Genomic DNA, 18,859 nt, shown 5'->3' with positions numbered 1-18,859 from the left:
TTTAAAAACCCAAACTAACATGCACTATTTGATTTTATCTTTATTATTCCTGCTAATGATTGGTAATGTCCAACCAACAATGGCCCAAACAGAATCCTATGATCTGGTCATTTACGGCGGTACTTCGGCGGGCGTTGCCGCAGCCATTCAGGCATCCCGTTTGGACAAATCGGTAGTCCTGATCGAACCTTCTTCCCGTTTGGGGGGATTGACTACCGGAGGCCTTGGCCAGACAGATATTGGCAACAAACAAGCCATTGGAGGTATTGCCAGGGAATTTTACCAAAACATCAGAAAGCACTATGAAAACCCTGTCCATTGGAAATGGCAATCCAGGCAGGAGTACCAGGACGGGGGCCAAACCCGCACAGCCGAAGGAGAAGATGCCATGTGGACTTTCGAACCATCTGCAGCTTTGGAAGTATATCATCAGATGATCGATGCAGAAAATATTGACATTGTGTACAATGAGCGGCTGGACAGGTCCGTACGGGGTGTGACCAAATCAGGACCGAAAATTCAATCCATTACCATGGAAAGCGGCAAAACTTTTTCAGGAAAAATGTTTATGGACGCTACCTATGAAGGGGACCTGATGGCCACCGCTGGCGTAAGTTATACCGTAGGTAGGGAAAGCAACGATGAATATGCGGAAACCGTGAATGGTGTTCAGGCCAATCATTGGAGCATTACCCTGGAGGGAAAGCTTTCCAAAAATGCTGCCAACCATAATTTTGTACCAGGGGTGGATCCATATGTGGAAAAAGGTAATCCTGAAAGCGGTTTATTACCTTATATCATTGAAGGGAGCCCTGGAATTGACGGTACAGGGGATAAGAAAGTTCAGGCTTATGGCTTTCGAATGTGCCTTACAGACCATCCTGATAACAGGATACCTTTCGAAAAGCCTCCGGGATATGACGAACTCAATTACGAATTGCTTTTCAGGAACTATGAAGCTGGGGAAACCAGACTGCCCTGGATCAATTCTGCCATGCCCAACCGCAAGACAGATACCAATAACAACCATGGTTTTTCAACCGATTTTACCGGTCAGAATCACGATTATCCGGAAGCTTCTTACGAAGAAAGGGAAAAAATTGTGAAGGCACATCGTCAGTATCAAAAGGGCTTGATGTGGAGCCTGGCATACCACCCCAGAATGCCGGAAAAAATCCGGAATGTGGTATCCCAATGGGGTACCTGTAAAGATGAGTTTGAACGGGAAGATGGTTGGCAAAACCAACTGTATATACGGGAAGCCAGGAGGATGGTCAGTGATTATGTGATGACACAGCACCATTGTGAAGGACTGGAGATCGCTGAAGATGCTGTGGGTCTGGCAGCTTATGGCATGGATTCCCACAATATCCAACGGTATGTAGACCACAATGGATATGTACAAAATGAGGGTAACGTGCAGGCATCTGTCCAGGGACCCTATCCTATCAGCTATCAATCCATCATCCCCAAAAAAGGGGAAGCCAATAACCTGTTTGTTCCTGTATGCCTGAGCGCTACCCATATTGGATTTGGATCTATCCGCATGGAACCGGTATTTATGGTATTGGGCCAGTCTGCTGCCATTGCGGCTTCCCTTTCCATAGATCATGACTTGATCGTTCAGGAGCTGCCTTATGAACAATTAAAATCAGCATTGATCGCCCAAAAGCAGCGGTTGGATTAGTGAAAATTCCTTAAATTCCATTCTTTAAAATAAAAAATCATGAAATCGACACGATTAAAATTATCATTAAACACACAGGGCAATGATTATTTTAATCGTCAAAGATTCCATCTGACCATTAAAAATCAAATTATAAACACATGAATAATTACTTATTGACCTTATGTTTTGTTTTTTCTTTCCTGTCCCTTCCACCGGTTCAGGGACAAAACCAATCTTTTGATATCGTTATCTACGGCGGCACTTCCGCCGGAGTAGCCGCTGCTATCCAAAGCTCCCGTATGGGTAAATCTGTAGTCCTCATCGAGCCTTCTGCTCATGTGGGGGGGCTTACTACCGGCGGCCTGGGGGCTACCGATATTGGTAACAAACAGGCCATTGGAGGAATTTCCAGGGAGTTTTATCAAGGGATCAAAAGCTACTACGACAATCCCGACAACTGGAACTGGCAGGAACGGTCCGACTATTTTACCCGGCCGGATCAGGGGAGGTCCAAAGAAGGAGAAGACGCCATGTGGACCTTTGAGCCCTCCGCTGCCAAAGCGGTTTACGAGCAAATGATGGCTGCAGAAAAAATCACCCTGGTTACCGGTAAGCGCCTGGATCGTTCTACTGGGGTGAAAAGTCAAAATAACCGGATCAGCTCCATCACCATGGAAAGTGGAGAAACCTTTTCGGGCAAAATATTTATGGATGCTACTTATGAAGGAGACCTGATGGCGGCAGCAGGGGTGAGTTACATGGTCGGTAGAGAAGCCAACAGCGAATTTGGAGAAACCCTTAATGGTGTTCAGGCCAATTATTACAACCGGACCCTGAAAAACAATGTCTCTCGAAATGCCATTCACCATAATTTCATTCCCGGAGTGGATCCCTATGTGGAGAAAGGAAACCCTTCCAGTGGATTGTTGCCCTTTATCATTGAGGGAGGCCCGGGAATAGATGGTTCGGCTGATGATAAACTTCAGGCCTATTGTTTCCGAATGACCCTGACCGATCATCCGGACAACCGGATTCCCTTTGAAAAGCCCGACAACTACAAAGAATTGGAATACGAGTTGTTGTTCAGAAATTACGAGGCAGCTACCGGACTGCTGGAAGAAATGTATCATTACGGTGATCCCCTGGTACCCTGGATCAATACCCCTATGCCCAACAGAAAGACCGATACCAATAACCAGAAAGGATTTTCTACTGACTTTGTAGGTCAAAATCACGGTTTTGCTGATGCCAGTTATGAAGAGCGGGAGGCCATTGCACAGCGCCACCTGGAATACCAGCAAGGCCTGATGTGGACACTGGCTTACCACCCCCGCATTCCTCAAAAAGTAAGGGATGTGGTATCCAAATGGGGAATGGCAAAGGATGAGTTTGAAGCACGAAACGGATGGACACCCCAACTCTATATCCGTGAAGCAAGGAGAATGCGCAGCGATTATGTGGTCACCCAACGGGATTGTGAAGGACTGGAGCCACCGGTAGCCGACGTGGTGGGTTTGGCGGCCTATGGCATGGATTCCCATATGGTTCAGCGTTATGTGGACCACAATGGCTACGTGCAGAATGAAGGCAACTTTGAAGCCCATGTGCCGGAACCCTACCCCATTCCTTACCGCGCCATTGTACCCAGAAAAGGTGAAAAAGAAAATTTAATTGTTCCCGTTTGCGTAAGTTCCACCCATGTGGCCTTTGGGTCAATCCGGATGGAACCGGTATTTATGGTGTTGGGCCAATCTGCTGCTACGGCCGCCGCACTGGCCATTGACCAAAATATACCGGTGCAAGAAGTACCGTACGGGGATTTGAAAGATAAGCTGCTGAATGACAATCAGATTTTAGCCCATGAATAACCCATTGGTTAACCAAATCAGAAGCCATTCCTAATTGGAAGGTGGAGGCAGATAAAACAAGGAATATTGGAAAGGAGAGATTTTATAGGACTTGTATCAACAGGGGGAATAGCTACTTCCGCTTTCCCCTTGTTTTCTACTTTTGGAAATCCGGTAAAATCGGATGATGTAGGTGGAGAAATGAAAGCAGATATAATCGTTGCCGGAGGAGGCTTGGGAGGTTTTGCTGCAGCCATGGCCGCTTCCCTTTCAGATCCCATTGGGAGCCCTGCTACCCATTCGGATGGAAAACCTGATTCCTGCCAGTAAAAATATTGGAACCACCCATATTACCAATGGCTGTTACCGCCTGGCACCAGTAGAATGGAGTATTGGTGAGGCAGTTGGTTTGTTGATTGCGTTTGCAAAAAATAAAAAAATATCCCCCAGGAAAGTAAGGGCCAACAGTAAATTATTAACTGAATTTCAAAATTTCATCCGGTCTCAGGGGATCCAAACCCAATGGCCGGAAAATACCTAAACGTTGAACACATGAAGTATGTAACGGATAACACCAGGAGATCATTTATCAAAAAACTCAGTGCCTCTGCCGTGGTGGCCACAGGAGTACCCCTGGCTACTGCCTCTCCAAAAGTGGCCGTTTCAATTTTGGAGAAAGGAAGAAGAAAAAAAAGGACGGCCAATGACCGCATTAGGATTGCGGTCATCGGAACCGGTGGCATGGGTATAGGGGATGTGAATACCGCACTCATGGTGGAAGGTGTAGAAGTGGTGGCTGCCTGTGACCTTTACGATGGGAGGCTTGTCCGTGCAAAAGAGCTATGGGGAAAGGACCTGTTTACCACCAAAGATTACCGTGAAATCCTGGAAAGATCCGATGTGGACGCCGTGATCAATGCCACCACAGACCATTGGCACCAAAAAATATGTTTGGATGCCATGGAAAAGGGGAAGCACGTCTATTGTGAAAAACCCATGGTCCAAAAATCCGAAGACGGTCATGCCATCATCGCCATGCAAAAAAAGACCGGTAAGGTATTTCAGGTGGGGAGTCAATACGTAAGTTCCATCATACATGCCAAGGCAAAGGAGCTGATTGCCGCCGGGGAAATTGGAGAGATCAACTTTGCGGAGGCTCAAATTGATCGGCACAGTGCCAGAGGGGCCTGGCAATATACCGTTCCGCTGGATGCTTCTCCCCAGACAGTAGACTGGGATACCTACCTGGGGCAGGCACCTGACCGGCCCTGGGATCCACTCCGGTTTTTTCGGTGGAGAAATTACCGCGATTATGGAACCGGGGTGGCCGGTGACCTGTATGTACACATGCTTTCCATGCTTCACTTTGTAACCGGATCTAAAGGGCCAAACCGGGTTGTGGCCACAGGGGGCCTGCGATACTGGAAAGATGGCCGGGATGTACCGGACTTGCATTTGGGCTTATTCGATTACCCCGAATCCTCAGAACACCCTGCCTTTAACCTGGCTTTAAGAACCAATCTGGTCAGTGGAGGAGGCGATAATTTTCTATTTCGGATCGTTGGGTCGGAGGGTGATATTTCCATTGGCTTTACCGGCCTTACCTTACGCAAAACTCCCTTTCCCAAAGACCCCGGGATGTCCCTCAACAGTTTTCCCGAAGCCATGCAGGAAGCCATAAGAGCAGATCACCAAAAAAAATACCCAGCTACAGCCTCTCTGGTAGGCCCCTCCGAGTTTGAATTCAAGGTTCCTTCCGATTACAAGGGAGATCGATACGAACACTTTGTCAATTTCTTTGACTCCATCCGGACGGGAAAACCTGTAGTAGAGGATGCGGTATTCGGACTTCGGGCATCCGGACCCACAGAAGCAGGGAATATCAGTTATTTTGAGAAAAAAATCATGGGCTGGGATCCGGAGAAGATGGAGCTTGTACATCAGGTTTAACCCTTTGGATAGGATTCATTTACCCATACATTTGACTTTATGCAACTAGAGAAATTTATTTATATTGTCCTCATCTTCCTTACCATAAGTGCTTGCGGGTCAGGTGACAGAAAGGAAAAAGAGATGCCGGAGGTAGCTGTTACAGCCGGGCCGGAAGTACCTAACAGGCTGACTGAGGCCGAAAAAGCGGAAGAATGGGAGTTATTGTTTGATGGTGTCTCAACCCAAGGCTGGCATGGCTACCTGGGAGCAGCAACCACAGACTGGAAGGTAAAAGATGGCGTGTTGTACACGGATGGCGGAAGTGGGGACCTGGTAACGGATGAGCTGTTTTCGGACTTTGAACTTAAGGTGGACTGGAAAATTGAAACCCATGGAAATAGTGGGATTTTTTATTTTGTAGTTGAATCCCCTGAATATCCCAGAATCCATCATACAGGGCCTGAATTTCAGATTATCGATGATGAAAATTATCCGCAGGAATTGCAGGATAATCAAAAAACCGGTGCGAATTCAGATGTGTTGGCGCCTTCCTCCATGGAAGCCCGTGCTCCGGGTAACTGGAACAGGACCCGTATTGTATCCCGGGCAGGTAAAATGGAACATTGGCTGAATGGCAAGCAAATACTTGCATTCGATGCCAACTCACCGGAATGGAGAAGCGCAGTAGCAGCGAGTAAATTTTCAGCCTTTGACTATGCCATGCAATTGTATGGTAAAATTGGCCTGCAGGATCATGGTGGTCCGGTATGGTTTAAAAATATCAAGATCAGAAAGTTATAATACCAAAATAGTACCCATTAAATCCCAAAAAATGATGAAAATGTTAGATAATTTAGGAAATCTTTTCCTGGCCTTTTTTATGTTGCTGGCTTTTATGGCCTGTAGCCCTGCTGAGGATCAGGAAGAAATCACAGATGTAATCGTATACGGAGGTACTTCCGGAGCAGTAACAGCGGCCATTCAGGCCAAGAAGATGGGAAAAACCGTGATTATGGTTTCCCCGGATACCCACCTGGGAGGTCTTACTGCCGGAGGCCTGGGTTGGACCGATACGGGAAAGAAGGAAGTGATCGGTGGGCTTTCCAGGGAATTTTACCAGCGAGTATATGACAAATACCAGGAAGATGATGCCTGGAAATGGGAAGATCAGGCTGATTTTGGCAATCAGGGCCAGGGAACTCCGGCTATTGACGGGGAATTTCGTACCATGTGGATTTTTGAACCCCACGTGGCTGAGGAAGTATACGATGAGTGGGTAGAGGAATTGGACATAGAAGTGTTGCGTGACGAATGGCTGGACCGGGAAAGCGGTGTTACGGTGGAAGATGGAAAAATAACCGCTATCCGTACCCTCAGCGGAAAAGAGTTCAAAGGCAAAATGTTTGTCGATGCCACCTATGAAGGAGATTTGATGGCAGCTGCCGGTGTAAGTTACCACGTGGGCAGGGAAGCCAACAGTGTCTATGACGAAGAATGGAACGGTGTACAGACCGGAGTTTACCACCACAAACACCACTTTAAAGTACTGGACCAACCCATTGACCCCTATTGGACGAAGGGAGACCCTTCCTCCGGCCTGTTGCCACGAATAAGTGCGGAAGACCCGGGAATCAAAGGGGAGGGCGACAACAAAGTTCAGGCGTATTGCTTCCGTACCTGCATGTCCAACCATCCGGATAATCGGGTTCCTTTTCCCCGGCCTGAAAATTACGATTCCACCCAGTATGAGCTCCTGGTCCGCATATTTGATGCAGGCTGGAGGGAATGGTTTGGAAAATTTGACATGATCCCGAATCGAAAAACCGATACCAATAACCATGGTCCCTTCAGTTCGGATAATATTGGCATGAACTACGATTATCCTGAAGCCAGCTATGAACGCAGAAAGGAAATCATCAAAGAGCACGAGGATTACCAAAAAGGCCTGCTGTATTTTGTAGGCAATGACCCCAGGGTGCCGAAGGAAACCCAGGAGGAATTTCAGAAATGGGGATTGGCCAAAGATGAGTTTACCGATAATGGCAACTGGCCGCATCAGATTTATGTCAGAGAGGCACGCCGCATGATCGGTAAATACGTGATGACGGAAAATGAATTGTTGCAAAAGAAACCCACCCCTGAATCGGTAGGAATGGGTTCTTACACCATCGATTCCCACAATATACAGCGGTATGTAGATGAGAATGGCCATGTGCACAATGAAGGGGATATAGGTGTTCCGCTGCCACAGCCTTATGAAATTGCTTTCGGTTCCCTGGTGCCAAAGAAGGAGGAGATTCAAAACCTGGTGGTGCCTGTGGCTGTTTCTGCAAGCCATATTGCTTTCGGGTCTATCCGGATGGAGCCGGTATTTATGATATTGGGTCAATCCGCCACCACGGCAGCTGTGATGGCCATGGAGCAGGGAATCCCCGTACAAGACCTTTCCTATGAGGATTTGAAGGCAAAATTGCTGGAGGATGGACAAGTCCTTACCTTAGAAGACAGGATTGCATCTAACTAGTGTTTATGGTTTCTCTGAGAAAGCCTTTTTTCTTTCTTTTCCTGAGCCTTCTGTGCTGCCTGGGCTGTCAAAAGCCTGTGCAGCAGGATCGCTCCGCAGTTCCCAATGTGGTCATCTTTTTATCAGATGATCAGGGTTGGGGGGATTTGAGTCACAGCGGAAACACCAACCTATCCACGCCAAATATCGATCAGCTGGCGCAAAACGGGTTGAATTTTGACCGCTTTTATGTGGCCCCTGTTTGTTCTCCTACCCGGGCTGAATTGCTAACCGGAAGGTACCACCTGAGGGGAGGGGTTAGTGGCACATCAGCAGGCGAGGAAAGGCTGGATTTGGACGAAACCACTTTTGCTGAGTTGTTCCAACAAGCAGGATATGCTACGGGTGCCTTTGGTAAATGGCACAATGGCACGCAGCATCCCTATCATCCCAATTCAAGGGGTTTTGACTATTTTTATGGTTTTTGCTCCGGTCATTGGGGAGATTATTTCAGTCCACCACTGGAGGAAAACGGAAAAATGGTACAGGGAGAAGGCTATGTAGTGGATGACTTTACCACAAAGGCCATCGAATTCATTGAAAATAACCGGGAATCCCCATTTCTGGTCTATCTGCCCTACAATACCCCCCATTCACCCATGCAGGTTCCGGACCAATGGTGGGAAAAATTGGAGACAAGGGAATTGGAAAAGGTCTTGCCGGAAGATCGAAATGAAGACCTTCCATTCACCAAGGCAGCCCTTGCCATGTGTGAAAATATAGATTGGAATGTGGGAAGGGTGATGGATAAGTTAAAGGAGCTGGACCTGGAAGAGCATACCATTGTGATTTACCTCAGCGATAATGGCCCCAACAGTTTTCGCTGGAATGGAGACATGAAGGGCAGGAAAGGATCTACTGATGAGGGTGGTGTTCGCAGTCCCTTTTTTATTCAATGGCCCGGAAGGATTCCTCAGGGGAAGACCATTACAGAGATTGCTGGGGCCATCGACATCCTGCCGACCCTGGTGGATTTGGCTGGTTTAGAACCTTTATTCCCTAAGCCACTGGACGGTAAAAGCCTGCTACCGCTCATGCTGGAGGACAATCCGTCCTGGGATGACCGGATGATTTTCAGTCATTGGAATGGAAATACCAGTGTCCGGTCCCAGCAGTACCGCCTGGACAAGGAGGCCAAACTTTATGATATGGTAAATGATCCGGGACAATCTACGGATATCGCTGGTGAATATCCGGAACTTGCCCAACAGCTTGTTCAGGCGAAAATAAGCTGGGACCAGGAAATGGCTGCGGAGTTGGATGGGAAGGACAGGCCATTTACCTTGGGATACCCGGGCGCTTCTATCACCCAAATGCCCGCCCGGGATGGAATAGCTCATGGCAATATACAGCGCAGCAACCGGTTTCCCAACGATTCATTTTTCACCAACTGGACCAGTACAACAGATAAAATCACCTGGGATGTGGATGTCATGGAAGCGGGTGAATTTGAGGTGGAATTGTATTACACCTGTAGCGAACAGAATCTGGGTTCCAGGATCCAATTATCAGTCGGGGATAATCAGGTGCAAGCACAGGTATTGGAGGCGCATGACCCTCCCATCCGTGGTATGGAAAACGACCGGGTGGAAAGAATGGAATCCTATGTGAAAGATTTTAAACCCATGAACCTGGGAAGGATCAATTTAAATAAAGGAAGGTCCGAGATGGTATTGGAAGCCCTGGAGATCCCGGGTGATCAGGTCATGGATGTCCGGCTTTTGCTATTTAAAAGTATGAATTAACCTAAAACCAAAATCATGAAAAATCCAATTGTATCTCTTTGTTTTGTCTTCGTTTGGCTGACCTTTTCCTGTTCTACTGAAAAAGAGACTGAGGTAGAAAATTATGATGTAGTGGTATATGGAGCGAATTCAGCCGGAATCATGGCCGCTTACACGGCGAAAACCATGGGTAAATCGGTAGTGCTGATTGAGCCCAGCCATCATTTAGGCGGCTTGACCACCGGCGGATTGGGATATACGGATATCGGAAATAAATATGCCGTGACCGGTTTGTCCAGGGATTTTTACAGGAGGCTGGGCGACCATTATGGCAAATTTGAACAATGGATTTTTGAACCCAGTGTGGCCAAAAAAACCTTTCAGGATTACCTGGACAGGGCGGGAATAGAAGTGCAATATGATTATCGTGTCATAGGTGTCAATAAAGAAGATGGATTTATCCTGGAAATTGAGTTGGAAAAGTCCGGCAATCCTTCCGCTGATCGCCGGTATGTGGCAGGGGAAATGGTAATTGATGCTACCTATGAGGGAGACCTGATGGCTTTGTCAGGGGTTAGTTATGCCATTGGAAGAGAGGCCAATTCCATGTATGGTGAAACCTATAATGGGGTGCAACTGATGACCGGGCACCAGTTTCCGGATGGCATAGATCCTTACAAAACACCGGGTGATCCTTCCAGCGGATTGTTGTGGGGCATCAGTGAGGATGAATTGCAGCCGGATGGCACAGGGGATGATAAGATTCAGGCTTACAATTACCGCATTTGTCTGACCAATGATCCGGCCAACAGGGTTGAAATTACCGAGCCTGAGGGCTATGATCCTTCCATGTTTGACCTGCTGGTCCGGCTTTTTGAAGCCCAGCCCGACCGGCAGAGCCTCAACAACTATTTTATCTGGAGCCACATGCCGAACAACAAAACGGATATTAACAACAGGGGTGGTTTTTCTACCGATATGATAGGCATGAACCACGAATATCCGGAGGCAGATTATGAGCGCAGACAGGAAATCATCGATGCCCATACCCATTACACCAAATCGCTGCTTTATTTCTACAAAACAGATCCACGCGTGCCGGCAGCCATACAAGAGCAGATCCAGGAATGGGGATATCCCAAAGACGAATACCTGGACAACGACCACTGGACCCCACAGCTTTATGTACGGGAAGTGAGGAGAATGATAGGTGAATATGTGATGACTCAGGCCAATTGTGTAGGAGAAGAAGTGGTGGAGGATGGCATAGGTATGGCGGCCTATACCATGGACTCCCACAATATTCAGCGGATTGTGATCGAAAAGGATGGTAAGAAAATGGTCAAAAATGAAGGTAATGTGGAGATCGGTGGTTTTGGACCCTATCCCATTGCTTACCGCTCCCTTATTCCCAAAAGTGAAGAAGCTAAAAACCTATTTGTACCGGCAGCCATGTCAGCCAGTCATATTGCCTTTGGTTCCATTCGTATGGAGCCGGTATTTATGGTATTGGGTCAGGCCTCTGCCGTGGCCGCCAGTATGGCCATTGATGAGGGACAGGCCGTACAGGAAGTAGATGTGCCAGCCCTTCAGGAGGAACTGAAATCCAACCCCCTGGCAGACGGGAGCACGGCAGACATATTGGTAGACAATGACGATGAAGCACAAGTGAGCCTGTCCGGAGATTGGGAAAAGATGAGCAGGGGAGGCTATGGTCCCAGTTTTTTATTTGCAGGCAGTGCCGGCAATAATTCTGCCCGTTTTAGCCCAAGCATTAAGGATGCAGGAAAATATGGCGTATACGTTTATTTTTCCCGCGTAGCCGATGCCAGCTCTCAAACCAACATTTTGCTTGGAGATGGATTTGAGGAGCATGAAATGGTGATCAGGGAAGAAGATGTCCGGGTAGAGGGGCAGACCTCCGGAGAATGGGTGCACCTGGGAGATTTTGGTTTCAAACCCAATACCTCGCCTTTTGTGGAAGTGTCCAATAAGAATGCTGATGGCAATGTGGTGGCCGATGCGGTGCTGTGGGTGCCGGTGAGGTGATGTCTCGTCACTGCGAGGGTGCGTTTTGGGACAAAAAATGGTCGCATCACTCGTCGCACCCGCGGCAGTCTGTCGGTGTACGTTTGCGCTATTCGTTTTTTTACTTGCTTTCTACAGAGGACTTGCGGTTTCGCTTCGAATCAGATTGCTTCGCTGGCGCTCGCAATGACGGTTATTGATGATGTGTAGATATGATGATTTGATGATGTGATGATAGGTCTCTTCCGGTGCCTGAGCGGAGTCGAAGGCAGCGGCATAAAAGATGCCTGGAGGAGGGGACCCTCGTTCATGGATGCCAGTGGGAATTTCAACCTTATTGTTTATTGAAAAAATACTGTAATTTTGAACCGTATCCACCTACTAAATACCACTAACCAATGAACATGTCCAAGCCACTTTCTCTGCTGTTATTTTCCATTGTAACCCTCTTTTTTCAGTGCAGCCCTGGAGTTGAGGAAAAAGAAGACCTTAGCAGTGAATTAAACGAATGGCTGGATGTACAGTATGAAGCATGGCTGCAGCAAAGCCCCCTTCAGCTGACCGCCCAGGGTCGAAAAGACTTGTATGACCAAATTGATGACATGAGTGAAGAGGCTGCAGATGAAAAACTGGCCTGGCTGGAGGGTAGTGTGACCAAAATGCAGGAGAAATTCTCCAAAGATCAACTCAATCCGGAAGCGCAGGTTTCTTTTGATTTATGGCAATACCAGTATGAGGTGGCCAAAGAAGAAGCTGAATTCAGGCAATATCCTTATATTTTTCATCAAATGGGTGGGGTCCATACCGGTCTGCCCAATACCCTGATCAATTACCATAAGGTAGACGAACCGACAGACATAGAGGCACTGATCAGTAGAATTGGAGAAACAGGCAGGGCCATCCGGCAACTGTTGGAACGGGCAAAAAAACAGGCAGATGCGGGTATCCAACCCCCACGATTTGCCTATGAGATTGTGATACCACAGGCGGAGGCACTTATACAGGGGCAACCTTTCGAATCAGGCGAGGAGGGATCACCGCTATGGAACGACGCCAATACCAAAATTGATAGTCTGAAATCGGCCAATAGAATCGATGAAAGTCAGGCGGAAGCTTTTCGGGAATCAGTCGATAAAGCACTGAAAGAGCAATTTAAGCCCGCCTATGAGGAGTTGATCGCCTGGCTAAAATCTCAATTGCCCGGGTTGGAAGAAAAACCTACCGGTGTCAGCAGGCATCCCAAAGGGGAGGCCTATTACCAACACATGTTGAAGGTTTCCACCACTACCGACCTCTCTGCAGATGAAATCCACCAAATCGGACTGGAAGAAGTGGACCGGATCAAAGAGGAAATGCTGGAAATCAAAGAAAAAGTAGGTTTTCAGGGGAGCCTGGAAGCATTCTTTGAGTTTGTCAATACCGATGAGCAGTTTTTCTATCCCAATACGGATCAGGGAAGGCAGGCCTACCTGGACGATTCGAAAGCCTTTCTGGATGCCATCACGGAAAAACTTCCTGATTATTTTGGGCTGTTGCCCAAAGCGGAATTGCAGGTCAGGCGAGTGGAAGCCTTCCGGGAGCAGGATGGCGCACCGCAGCATTATTCGAAAGGAACCCCTGATGGCTCACGGAAGGGAACGTATTATGCCCACCTGTCCGATATGAGCGCCATGCCCAAATCTACCATGGAAGGTGTGGCCTATCATGAAGGGAATCCAGGCCACCACATGCAGGTTTCCATTGCCCAGGAGCTGACCGGTATCCCTAAATTCCGGACCCAAATGGGTTTCAATGCCTATGTGGAAGGCTGGGCACTTTATTCTGAAATTCTGGCCAAGGAAATGGGAGGCTATGAAAACCCCTATTATGACTTTGGCCGGTTGGTCAACGAAATCTGGCGGGCCATCCGCCTGGTGGTAGATACCGGGCTGCATGCCAAAGGCTGGACAGAGGACGAGGCCATCCGGTATTTTTCCGAAAATTCCTCCATTTCTCAGGGGGCCATCAAGGCCGAAGTACGGCGCTACATGGTCATTCCGGGGCAGGCCACAGGCTATAAAATCGGGATGCTTAAAATACAGGAGCTCCGGGCTATGGCGGAGGAGGAGTTGGGTGAGCAGTTTGACCTGGCCGGATTCCATGACATCGTCCTTGGGGGAGGTGCCCTTCCGCTGGAAATTCTGGAAGAAGAAGTGAAGCGATGGATCGAAGGGGTGAAAAAGGGTGCTTAATTTGAAGGAAGTGCCTACTCTTCCCTCTTCAAATTTAAATTTACCCATCCCTTGCAATTCCAGCTCATTTTGAAATTCCTCAACTATTTTTTTTGAAAATAATTTTTTTGTACGGTGAAAAAGCGTACGTTTGTAAAGCTAATACGAATTGGACTAAAGGTCAAAGGCAATTAAAAGAAAAAAGGCTAAAAAAAATTCAACTAAGGAAAAATCAAAATTAAAACCGCAAATAAGAAGTTAGAAAGGCAAAGAGAAAAGATAATATTTATCAAAAGAAAAGCCAGGCAACAAAATCACAGCAAAAAATACTGAAAGACTAAATTTTGAATTCAGATAAAATCAGATAATATTAAAATCATTAGATATGGCAACTCAAGTTAATGACAGAATTGATGTTCGTGTTAGCACAGAACAGAAAGAGCTTTTTAAAAGGGCTTCGGTGATTAGCGGGTTCAAGAATCTGACTGAATTCGTTGTACATTGTGTGTACAAGGAATCCAAAAGTTTATTGATTGAAGAAAGTCAAATTTTGAAGAGTGAAGAGGATAAACGTATTTTCTTTAATGCATTGCTGAATCCCCCTAGTCCCAATGCACAATTGAAAAAGGCTCGCTTAAATTATTTGAAATTTAAAAGCGAACAATTCGATGAAAATTTGCAAGCTGGGGAAATCCCACAAAAAGAATGAGTTTGATTGTGGCAAGAGGTCACTTAATGATTATTTGGCAAAAATAGCCAAACAGGATATTGAAAAAAATGTGGCCGTCTGCTACATCCTGGAAGGAGAAGAAAATAAGGTAATTGGATATTACACACTATCCTCAGGTTCTATTTCCAAAGAGGAAATCCCAGATAATTTATCTAAAAAATTGCCCCGATATTCCGATATTCCTTTCGCAGCGATCGGAAGATTAGCCGTAGATTTAAATTACCAGGGTAAAGGTCTTGGAGCTTATTTGTTGATTGAAGCATTTACTGAAATCACAAAAGTATCAGAAGTCTTGGGAATTGCCGGAGTTTTTGTCGATCCAATAGATGATGATGCAATTAAATTCTATGCGCTTTTTGGTTTTATAAAACTAAATTCCTCAGACAGAATGTTTCTTCCTATGGCAACTATCCGGGAGCTTTTGAAGGATTAAAAGCAGAAGCAATTCCTTAAAAATGCCATCCAGCATTACCTGGATGGCATTTTTGCTTCTTTTTAAAGCGAAAAAAATTATTTAAAACTGCTTGTAATTCAAGATATTACCTAGACTGAGTTCAAATTATTAATTTTAACCAGGTAGTAGCTGGCACTGAGTCACCAGATCTCAAATATTTGTAACATTTCTGCACCGCAATTTTTTGTGTTAAATGATCCAGATAGACAATTGAAAAGCTACAAGCCTGTTTGACGAAGTGCTTTGACAAAATTTCGTTTACCCTATAAAAGGTCCCTTAAGCCTGAAATAAATGGAATTTGATTATGGGTTTTCCCTGCAATTCTCTCTAAATTTGGTTGGATCAACCAGATAGAAAAAACATTCCCTATACTATGGCAACCACCACCAAAGCCAAAAAGGGCAATTCGAAAAGCCGGAAAAAGAAACTTGAAGTTCCTTACCACAGAAAGCCGGATAATCTCAGCCTGGATCAGTGGTAAGCTGCCATTAGAAAGCGGTTTGCCCAAATGCAGCACTTCAACATTGAAAATGTGGGTGGGGAACCTGTATTTTCAGATTTCGAGGTGTATAACCCCCAAAGCGAAAACTCTTATAAGGTGGCTATCCGGAGTAACCTGAAACAAATCCAGGAAGGACAAAACCAAAACTTTTGTTCCTGCTATGATTTCAAGACCAATGGGTTGGGTACCTGCAAGCATATCGAATCGGTATTGCTTCATATTCACAAGAAAAGGGAACTGAAAAAAATATTTACCAGGGAAACTTTTAACCCACCATACAGCTCAGTCTATTTAAAATACAGTCCTCAGCAAAGAACTGTCAGGCTAAGGATAGGGAGCCACAATGCCAAAAATTTGGAAAGCTTTAGGAAATTGTTTTTTATAAAGACGGCGTATTAAAAGACAGTTCTTTCGATAATTTTGATACGTTTATGGCCGGGGCAAGGGATATCGACCCCGGTTTCAGTTGTTACGGAGATGCCCTTTCCTATATTATCACCATTCGGGATAAGCGCAGTAGAATGGATTGGGTGAAGAGGAATAAAATTTAGGTTTTAATGGAAGGCAGATGGGTTTATTTGATGATACTGAAACTGAAATGACTTCATCGCAGGCCCTTCATTCTCAAACTGAGCAACAAACGCAAATGGCCGGTGGTGGCCCCCCCGATTGGCTCAAACAAATGGCCCAGGCATTTTCTAACCCCCAAATGGCTAGCCATTTGGCAAAGACCTTTACCGAAAAGAACCACCAAACCGAAGAGACCTATTTTAAGATTCCTGTGGAAAACGAAAAGGTAGTAGAGAACATGCTCAGCAGTTTGGGACAATTATTCAAAGCAATGGATTTGGGTAAAGCTGAGAATGATAAACATTGAATTAGCATCCCCGGTCTTTAGTAAAGATAGGTTATTATTTCACAAATAAGGAAAGACCATCGGGATTTTAGAAAGCCCAAAGGTCAGTATGTTCGATAACCGTTGAGGTCTTCGAGACCTCGACGGTTTTATTCGTAAACGCTACTGGTCAGCCCTTATGGTTATGGAAACCCCAAAGGTCAATAACAACTGAAGTCATTGGGACCTCGAAGGAATATCACTTTAAAAATCAGCCTGGAAATTCCATTTGAAAAGTAAAATCACAAAATTGATTTGCAGGTAAAAATTCCTTTAACCTTTCAACGTAAAAACCGATACCATGAATTTAGGTGCTTTCTCTATCAGTTTGAATGTAAAAGACCTCAGAACCTCCCGGGATTTTTATGAAAAGCTGGGATTTTCTGTATTCGGAGGTGACCTGGACAAAAATTACCTGATCATGAAGAACGGCAATGCGCTGGTCGGTCTCTTTCAGGGCATGTTTGAAAACGACCTCCTTACCTTCAATCCGGGCTGGGATGAAAATGCCCAAAAGCTAAAGCAATTTGACGATATCCGAAGCATACAAAAAAAACTTAAGGAAGAAGGTGTTTCCCTGGTAACCGAAGCCGATGAAAGCAGTTCCGGGCCAGGCAGCTTTGTGGTCATGGATCCTGATGGCAATGCCATTCTGGTGGATCAGCATGTTTAGGAAGCTTACATTTCCTCATTACAATCAGATGATGTATTAAGAATCGTTATAGTCCGTGCCTGTTATCGGGAAGGAAGTAAAGCAGCGGATAGCGGAGGTAAATAAAGATAAACCTTATTTGCTAATGTCAATAACCATTGAGGTCTTCGGGACCTCGACGGTTTTAATCGTGTACGTTAAGAAAGAAAGGACCTTTACCTGTCATTTGTCCATTTCCTGCTCCCAGCTATCTTTCAGCTGACTTAGCTCCCGGAAGATTTCCGGAAAATCTGCTTTCCGGTCTCGGCTTTCGGAAAGGTCATGGTCAAGGTTATACAGGGCAAGGGACTCTTTCTCCCGGTCTTCCAGTAGTTTCCAGGGACCTTTTCTCACTGCAATGGCTTCCGGGGTTCTCCAGAAGAGGGTCCTGTCGGGCACTTTTCCTCTTTCGGTCAGGACCGGCAGCAAGCTTTGCCCATCCAGGCGATCCGGTCCCTCGGAATCAGGAAAGGGCTGTCCGGTCAACTCCAGAAAGGTAGGTAAAAGATCAAAGGATGCCAGGGTTTCGTGATTTTGGCTACCTGCCGGAATTTTTCCGGGCCACCAGGCAATGGCCGGCACCCGGTGTCCTCCTTCGTAGAGATCCGATTTTTCACCTCGCAGCTGGCCATTGGATCCCACAGATGGCCAGGTTTCGCCCTGGTAATTCAGGTATTGGCCATTATCCGAGGTAAAAAATACCAGGGTATTTTTATCCAGTCCTTCCGCCTTGAGGCAGGCAACCAGTTTGCCGAGGTTCCTGTCCAGTGATTCGATCATGCTTATCAGCGTTTCCGGGACTTCTTCGGGTGGATGTGGTCCCAACTTACTGGCTGCTCCCGGTAGGCTGGAGGTATAGTCGGTTCCCTCTTTCCGTATTTCCAGGTGCTCATCTTCCGGAGATTGCCAGGGAAAATGGACGCCCAGGTGAGCCAGGTAAAGGAAAAACGGTTGCTTTTTGTTTTCTGCTATAAATTGAATCCCGTTGTCAGTGATGACATCCGTGGTATATCCTTCCTGAAAGGACAGCTTTTCGTTTTGCCACCAGTCCGGAAAGCCGTAGCGATCCAATTTGGAAAAGTAATCCCCATCACCCGAAGTCAGGCCACGGAAGGTGTCAAAACCAAAATTCCGGGGATTGGCATCCGGGTGGTTGCCCAGGTGCCATTTGCCAAAAAATGCCGTGGCATAGCCAGATTTCTTCAGGTAATCGGCTATTGTGGGTGTTGAATACAGGTCCTCGCTGGCAATTCCTTTAATGGCCCCTAGCCCTTTTTGTTGCCAATCCCCGGGAAGGGGATCCTCTATGCCGAGCCGTTGCTGGTACCTTCCGGTCAATAAAGCTGCCCGGGTAGGGGAACACATGGCTCCGTTACTGTGAAAATCGGTAAACAACATGCCTTCCCTGGCCAGTTGGTTCAGGTGGGGAGTATGGGCAATTCCGCCGTAAAAGCCCCCCACATCCCCATAACCCAGGTCATCTGCCAGTATGATGATGATATTGGGAGGGCTGGTTTCACCGATATTGGTATTAAGGGGTCCTAGCGTCAAATGCCACCAGATAAGCATTATGTTCAGTAAAATGTGCATCCTCATTTTTAGTAAGTCTACTT

General features: G+C 46.4%; 16 protein-coding genes. 15 read left to right on the top strand and 1 reads right to left on the bottom strand.

Annotated elements, in window-relative coordinates; translation table 11 throughout:
- The first annotated feature begins 79 nt into the window (after positions 1-79).
- The 15 genes from GL182_RS11375 to GL182_RS11305 all read left to right on the top strand — a co-directional run bounded on the left by GL182_RS11375 (position 80) and on the right by GL182_RS11305 (position 17,228).
- Entirely contained in the window at positions 80-1,687 is a 1,608-nt protein-coding gene (locus GL182_RS11375; protein ID WP_240469789.1) for an FAD-dependent oxidoreductase, read from the top strand.
- Between the two features lie 140 nt (positions 1,688-1,827).
- On the top strand, positions 1,828-3,537 hold the full coding sequence (locus GL182_RS11370) for an FAD-dependent oxidoreductase (protein WP_163379806.1): 1,710 nt from the start codon (positions 1,828-1,830) through the stop codon (positions 3,535-3,537).
- Positions 3,538-3,603: 66 nt separating this feature from the next.
- Positions 3,604-3,846: a hypothetical protein gene (locus GL182_RS11365; RefSeq protein ID WP_163379805.1), complete on the top strand. Its 243-nt coding sequence runs from the start codon at positions 3,604-3,606 to the stop codon at positions 3,844-3,846.
- Entirely contained in the window at positions 3,821-4,057 is a 237-nt protein-coding gene (locus tag GL182_RS11360; RefSeq protein ID WP_163379804.1) for an FAD-dependent oxidoreductase, read from the top strand. The genes GL182_RS11365 and GL182_RS11360 overlap by 26 nt, the downstream gene beginning before the upstream one ends.
- 11 nt (positions 4,058-4,068) lie before the next feature.
- A complete protein-coding gene (locus GL182_RS11355; RefSeq protein WP_163379803.1) occupies positions 4,069-5,466 on the top strand; it encodes a Gfo/Idh/MocA family protein in 1,398 nt (465 codons plus the stop codon).
- Between the two features lie 39 nt (positions 5,467-5,505).
- A complete protein-coding gene (locus GL182_RS11350) occupies positions 5,506-6,249 on the top strand; it encodes a DUF1080 domain-containing protein (protein ID WP_163379802.1) in 744 nt (247 codons plus the stop codon).
- Positions 6,250-6,328: 79 nt separating this feature from the next.
- Complete coding sequence (locus GL182_RS11345) at positions 6,329-7,972, top strand: FAD-dependent oxidoreductase (protein WP_410492712.1); 1,644 nt, start codon at positions 6,329-6,331, stop codon at positions 7,970-7,972.
- A 5-nt stretch (positions 7,973-7,977) separates the two neighbouring features.
- Positions 7,978-9,756 (top strand): arylsulfatase, encoded by a 1,779-nt coding sequence (locus GL182_RS11340; protein ID WP_163379801.1) that lies wholly within the window; start codon positions 7,978-7,980, stop codon positions 9,754-9,756.
- A gap of 15 nt (positions 9,757-9,771) precedes the next feature.
- Positions 9,772-11,784, top strand: a complete 2,013-nt coding sequence (locus tag GL182_RS11335) for an FAD-dependent oxidoreductase (RefSeq protein ID WP_163379800.1) — start codon at positions 9,772-9,774, stop codon at positions 11,782-11,784.
- Between the two features lie 383 nt (positions 11,785-12,167).
- Positions 12,168-13,994: a DUF885 domain-containing protein gene (locus tag GL182_RS11330; protein WP_163379799.1), complete on the top strand. Its 1,827-nt coding sequence runs from the start codon at positions 12,168-12,170 to the stop codon at positions 13,992-13,994.
- 364 nt (positions 13,995-14,358) lie between these two features.
- Positions 14,359-14,682 (top strand): DUF1778 domain-containing protein, encoded by a 324-nt coding sequence (locus GL182_RS11325; protein ID WP_163379798.1) that lies wholly within the window; start codon positions 14,359-14,361, stop codon positions 14,680-14,682.
- Between the two features lie 34 nt (positions 14,683-14,716).
- Positions 14,717-15,136, top strand: coding sequence for a GNAT family N-acetyltransferase (locus GL182_RS11320; protein ID WP_163379797.1), 420 nt, complete (start codon positions 14,717-14,719; stop codon positions 15,134-15,136).
- Between the two features lie 530 nt (positions 15,137-15,666).
- Entirely contained in the window at positions 15,667-16,059 is a 393-nt protein-coding gene (locus GL182_RS11315; protein ID WP_163379796.1) for an SWIM zinc finger domain-containing protein, read from the top strand.
- A 169-nt stretch (positions 16,060-16,228) separates the two neighbouring features.
- Positions 16,229-16,537, top strand: a complete 309-nt coding sequence (locus GL182_RS11310; RefSeq protein WP_163379795.1) for a hypothetical protein — start codon at positions 16,229-16,231, stop codon at positions 16,535-16,537.
- A gap of 319 nt (positions 16,538-16,856) precedes the next feature.
- On the top strand, positions 16,857-17,228 hold the full coding sequence (locus GL182_RS11305) for a VOC family protein (RefSeq protein WP_163379794.1): 372 nt from the start codon (positions 16,857-16,859) through the stop codon (positions 17,226-17,228).
- Positions 17,229-17,429: 201 nt separating this feature from the next.
- On the opposite strand, the gene GL182_RS11300 is transcribed toward GL182_RS11305, so the two are convergent.
- Positions 17,430-18,797: a sulfatase-like hydrolase/transferase gene (locus tag GL182_RS11300; protein ID WP_205603636.1), complete on the bottom strand. Its 1,368-nt coding sequence runs from the start codon at positions 18,795-18,797 to the stop codon at positions 17,430-17,432.
- Positions 18,798-18,859 lie beyond the last annotated feature (62 nt).

The sequence above is a fragment of the Cyclobacterium sp. SYSU L10401 genome (assembly GCF_010993705.1).
GTDB lineage: Bacteria > Bacteroidota > Bacteroidia > Cytophagales > Cyclobacteriaceae > Cyclobacterium.
Note: the sequence above shows the minus strand (reverse complement) of the source record. Positions and strands in the feature narration are given on the sequence as shown.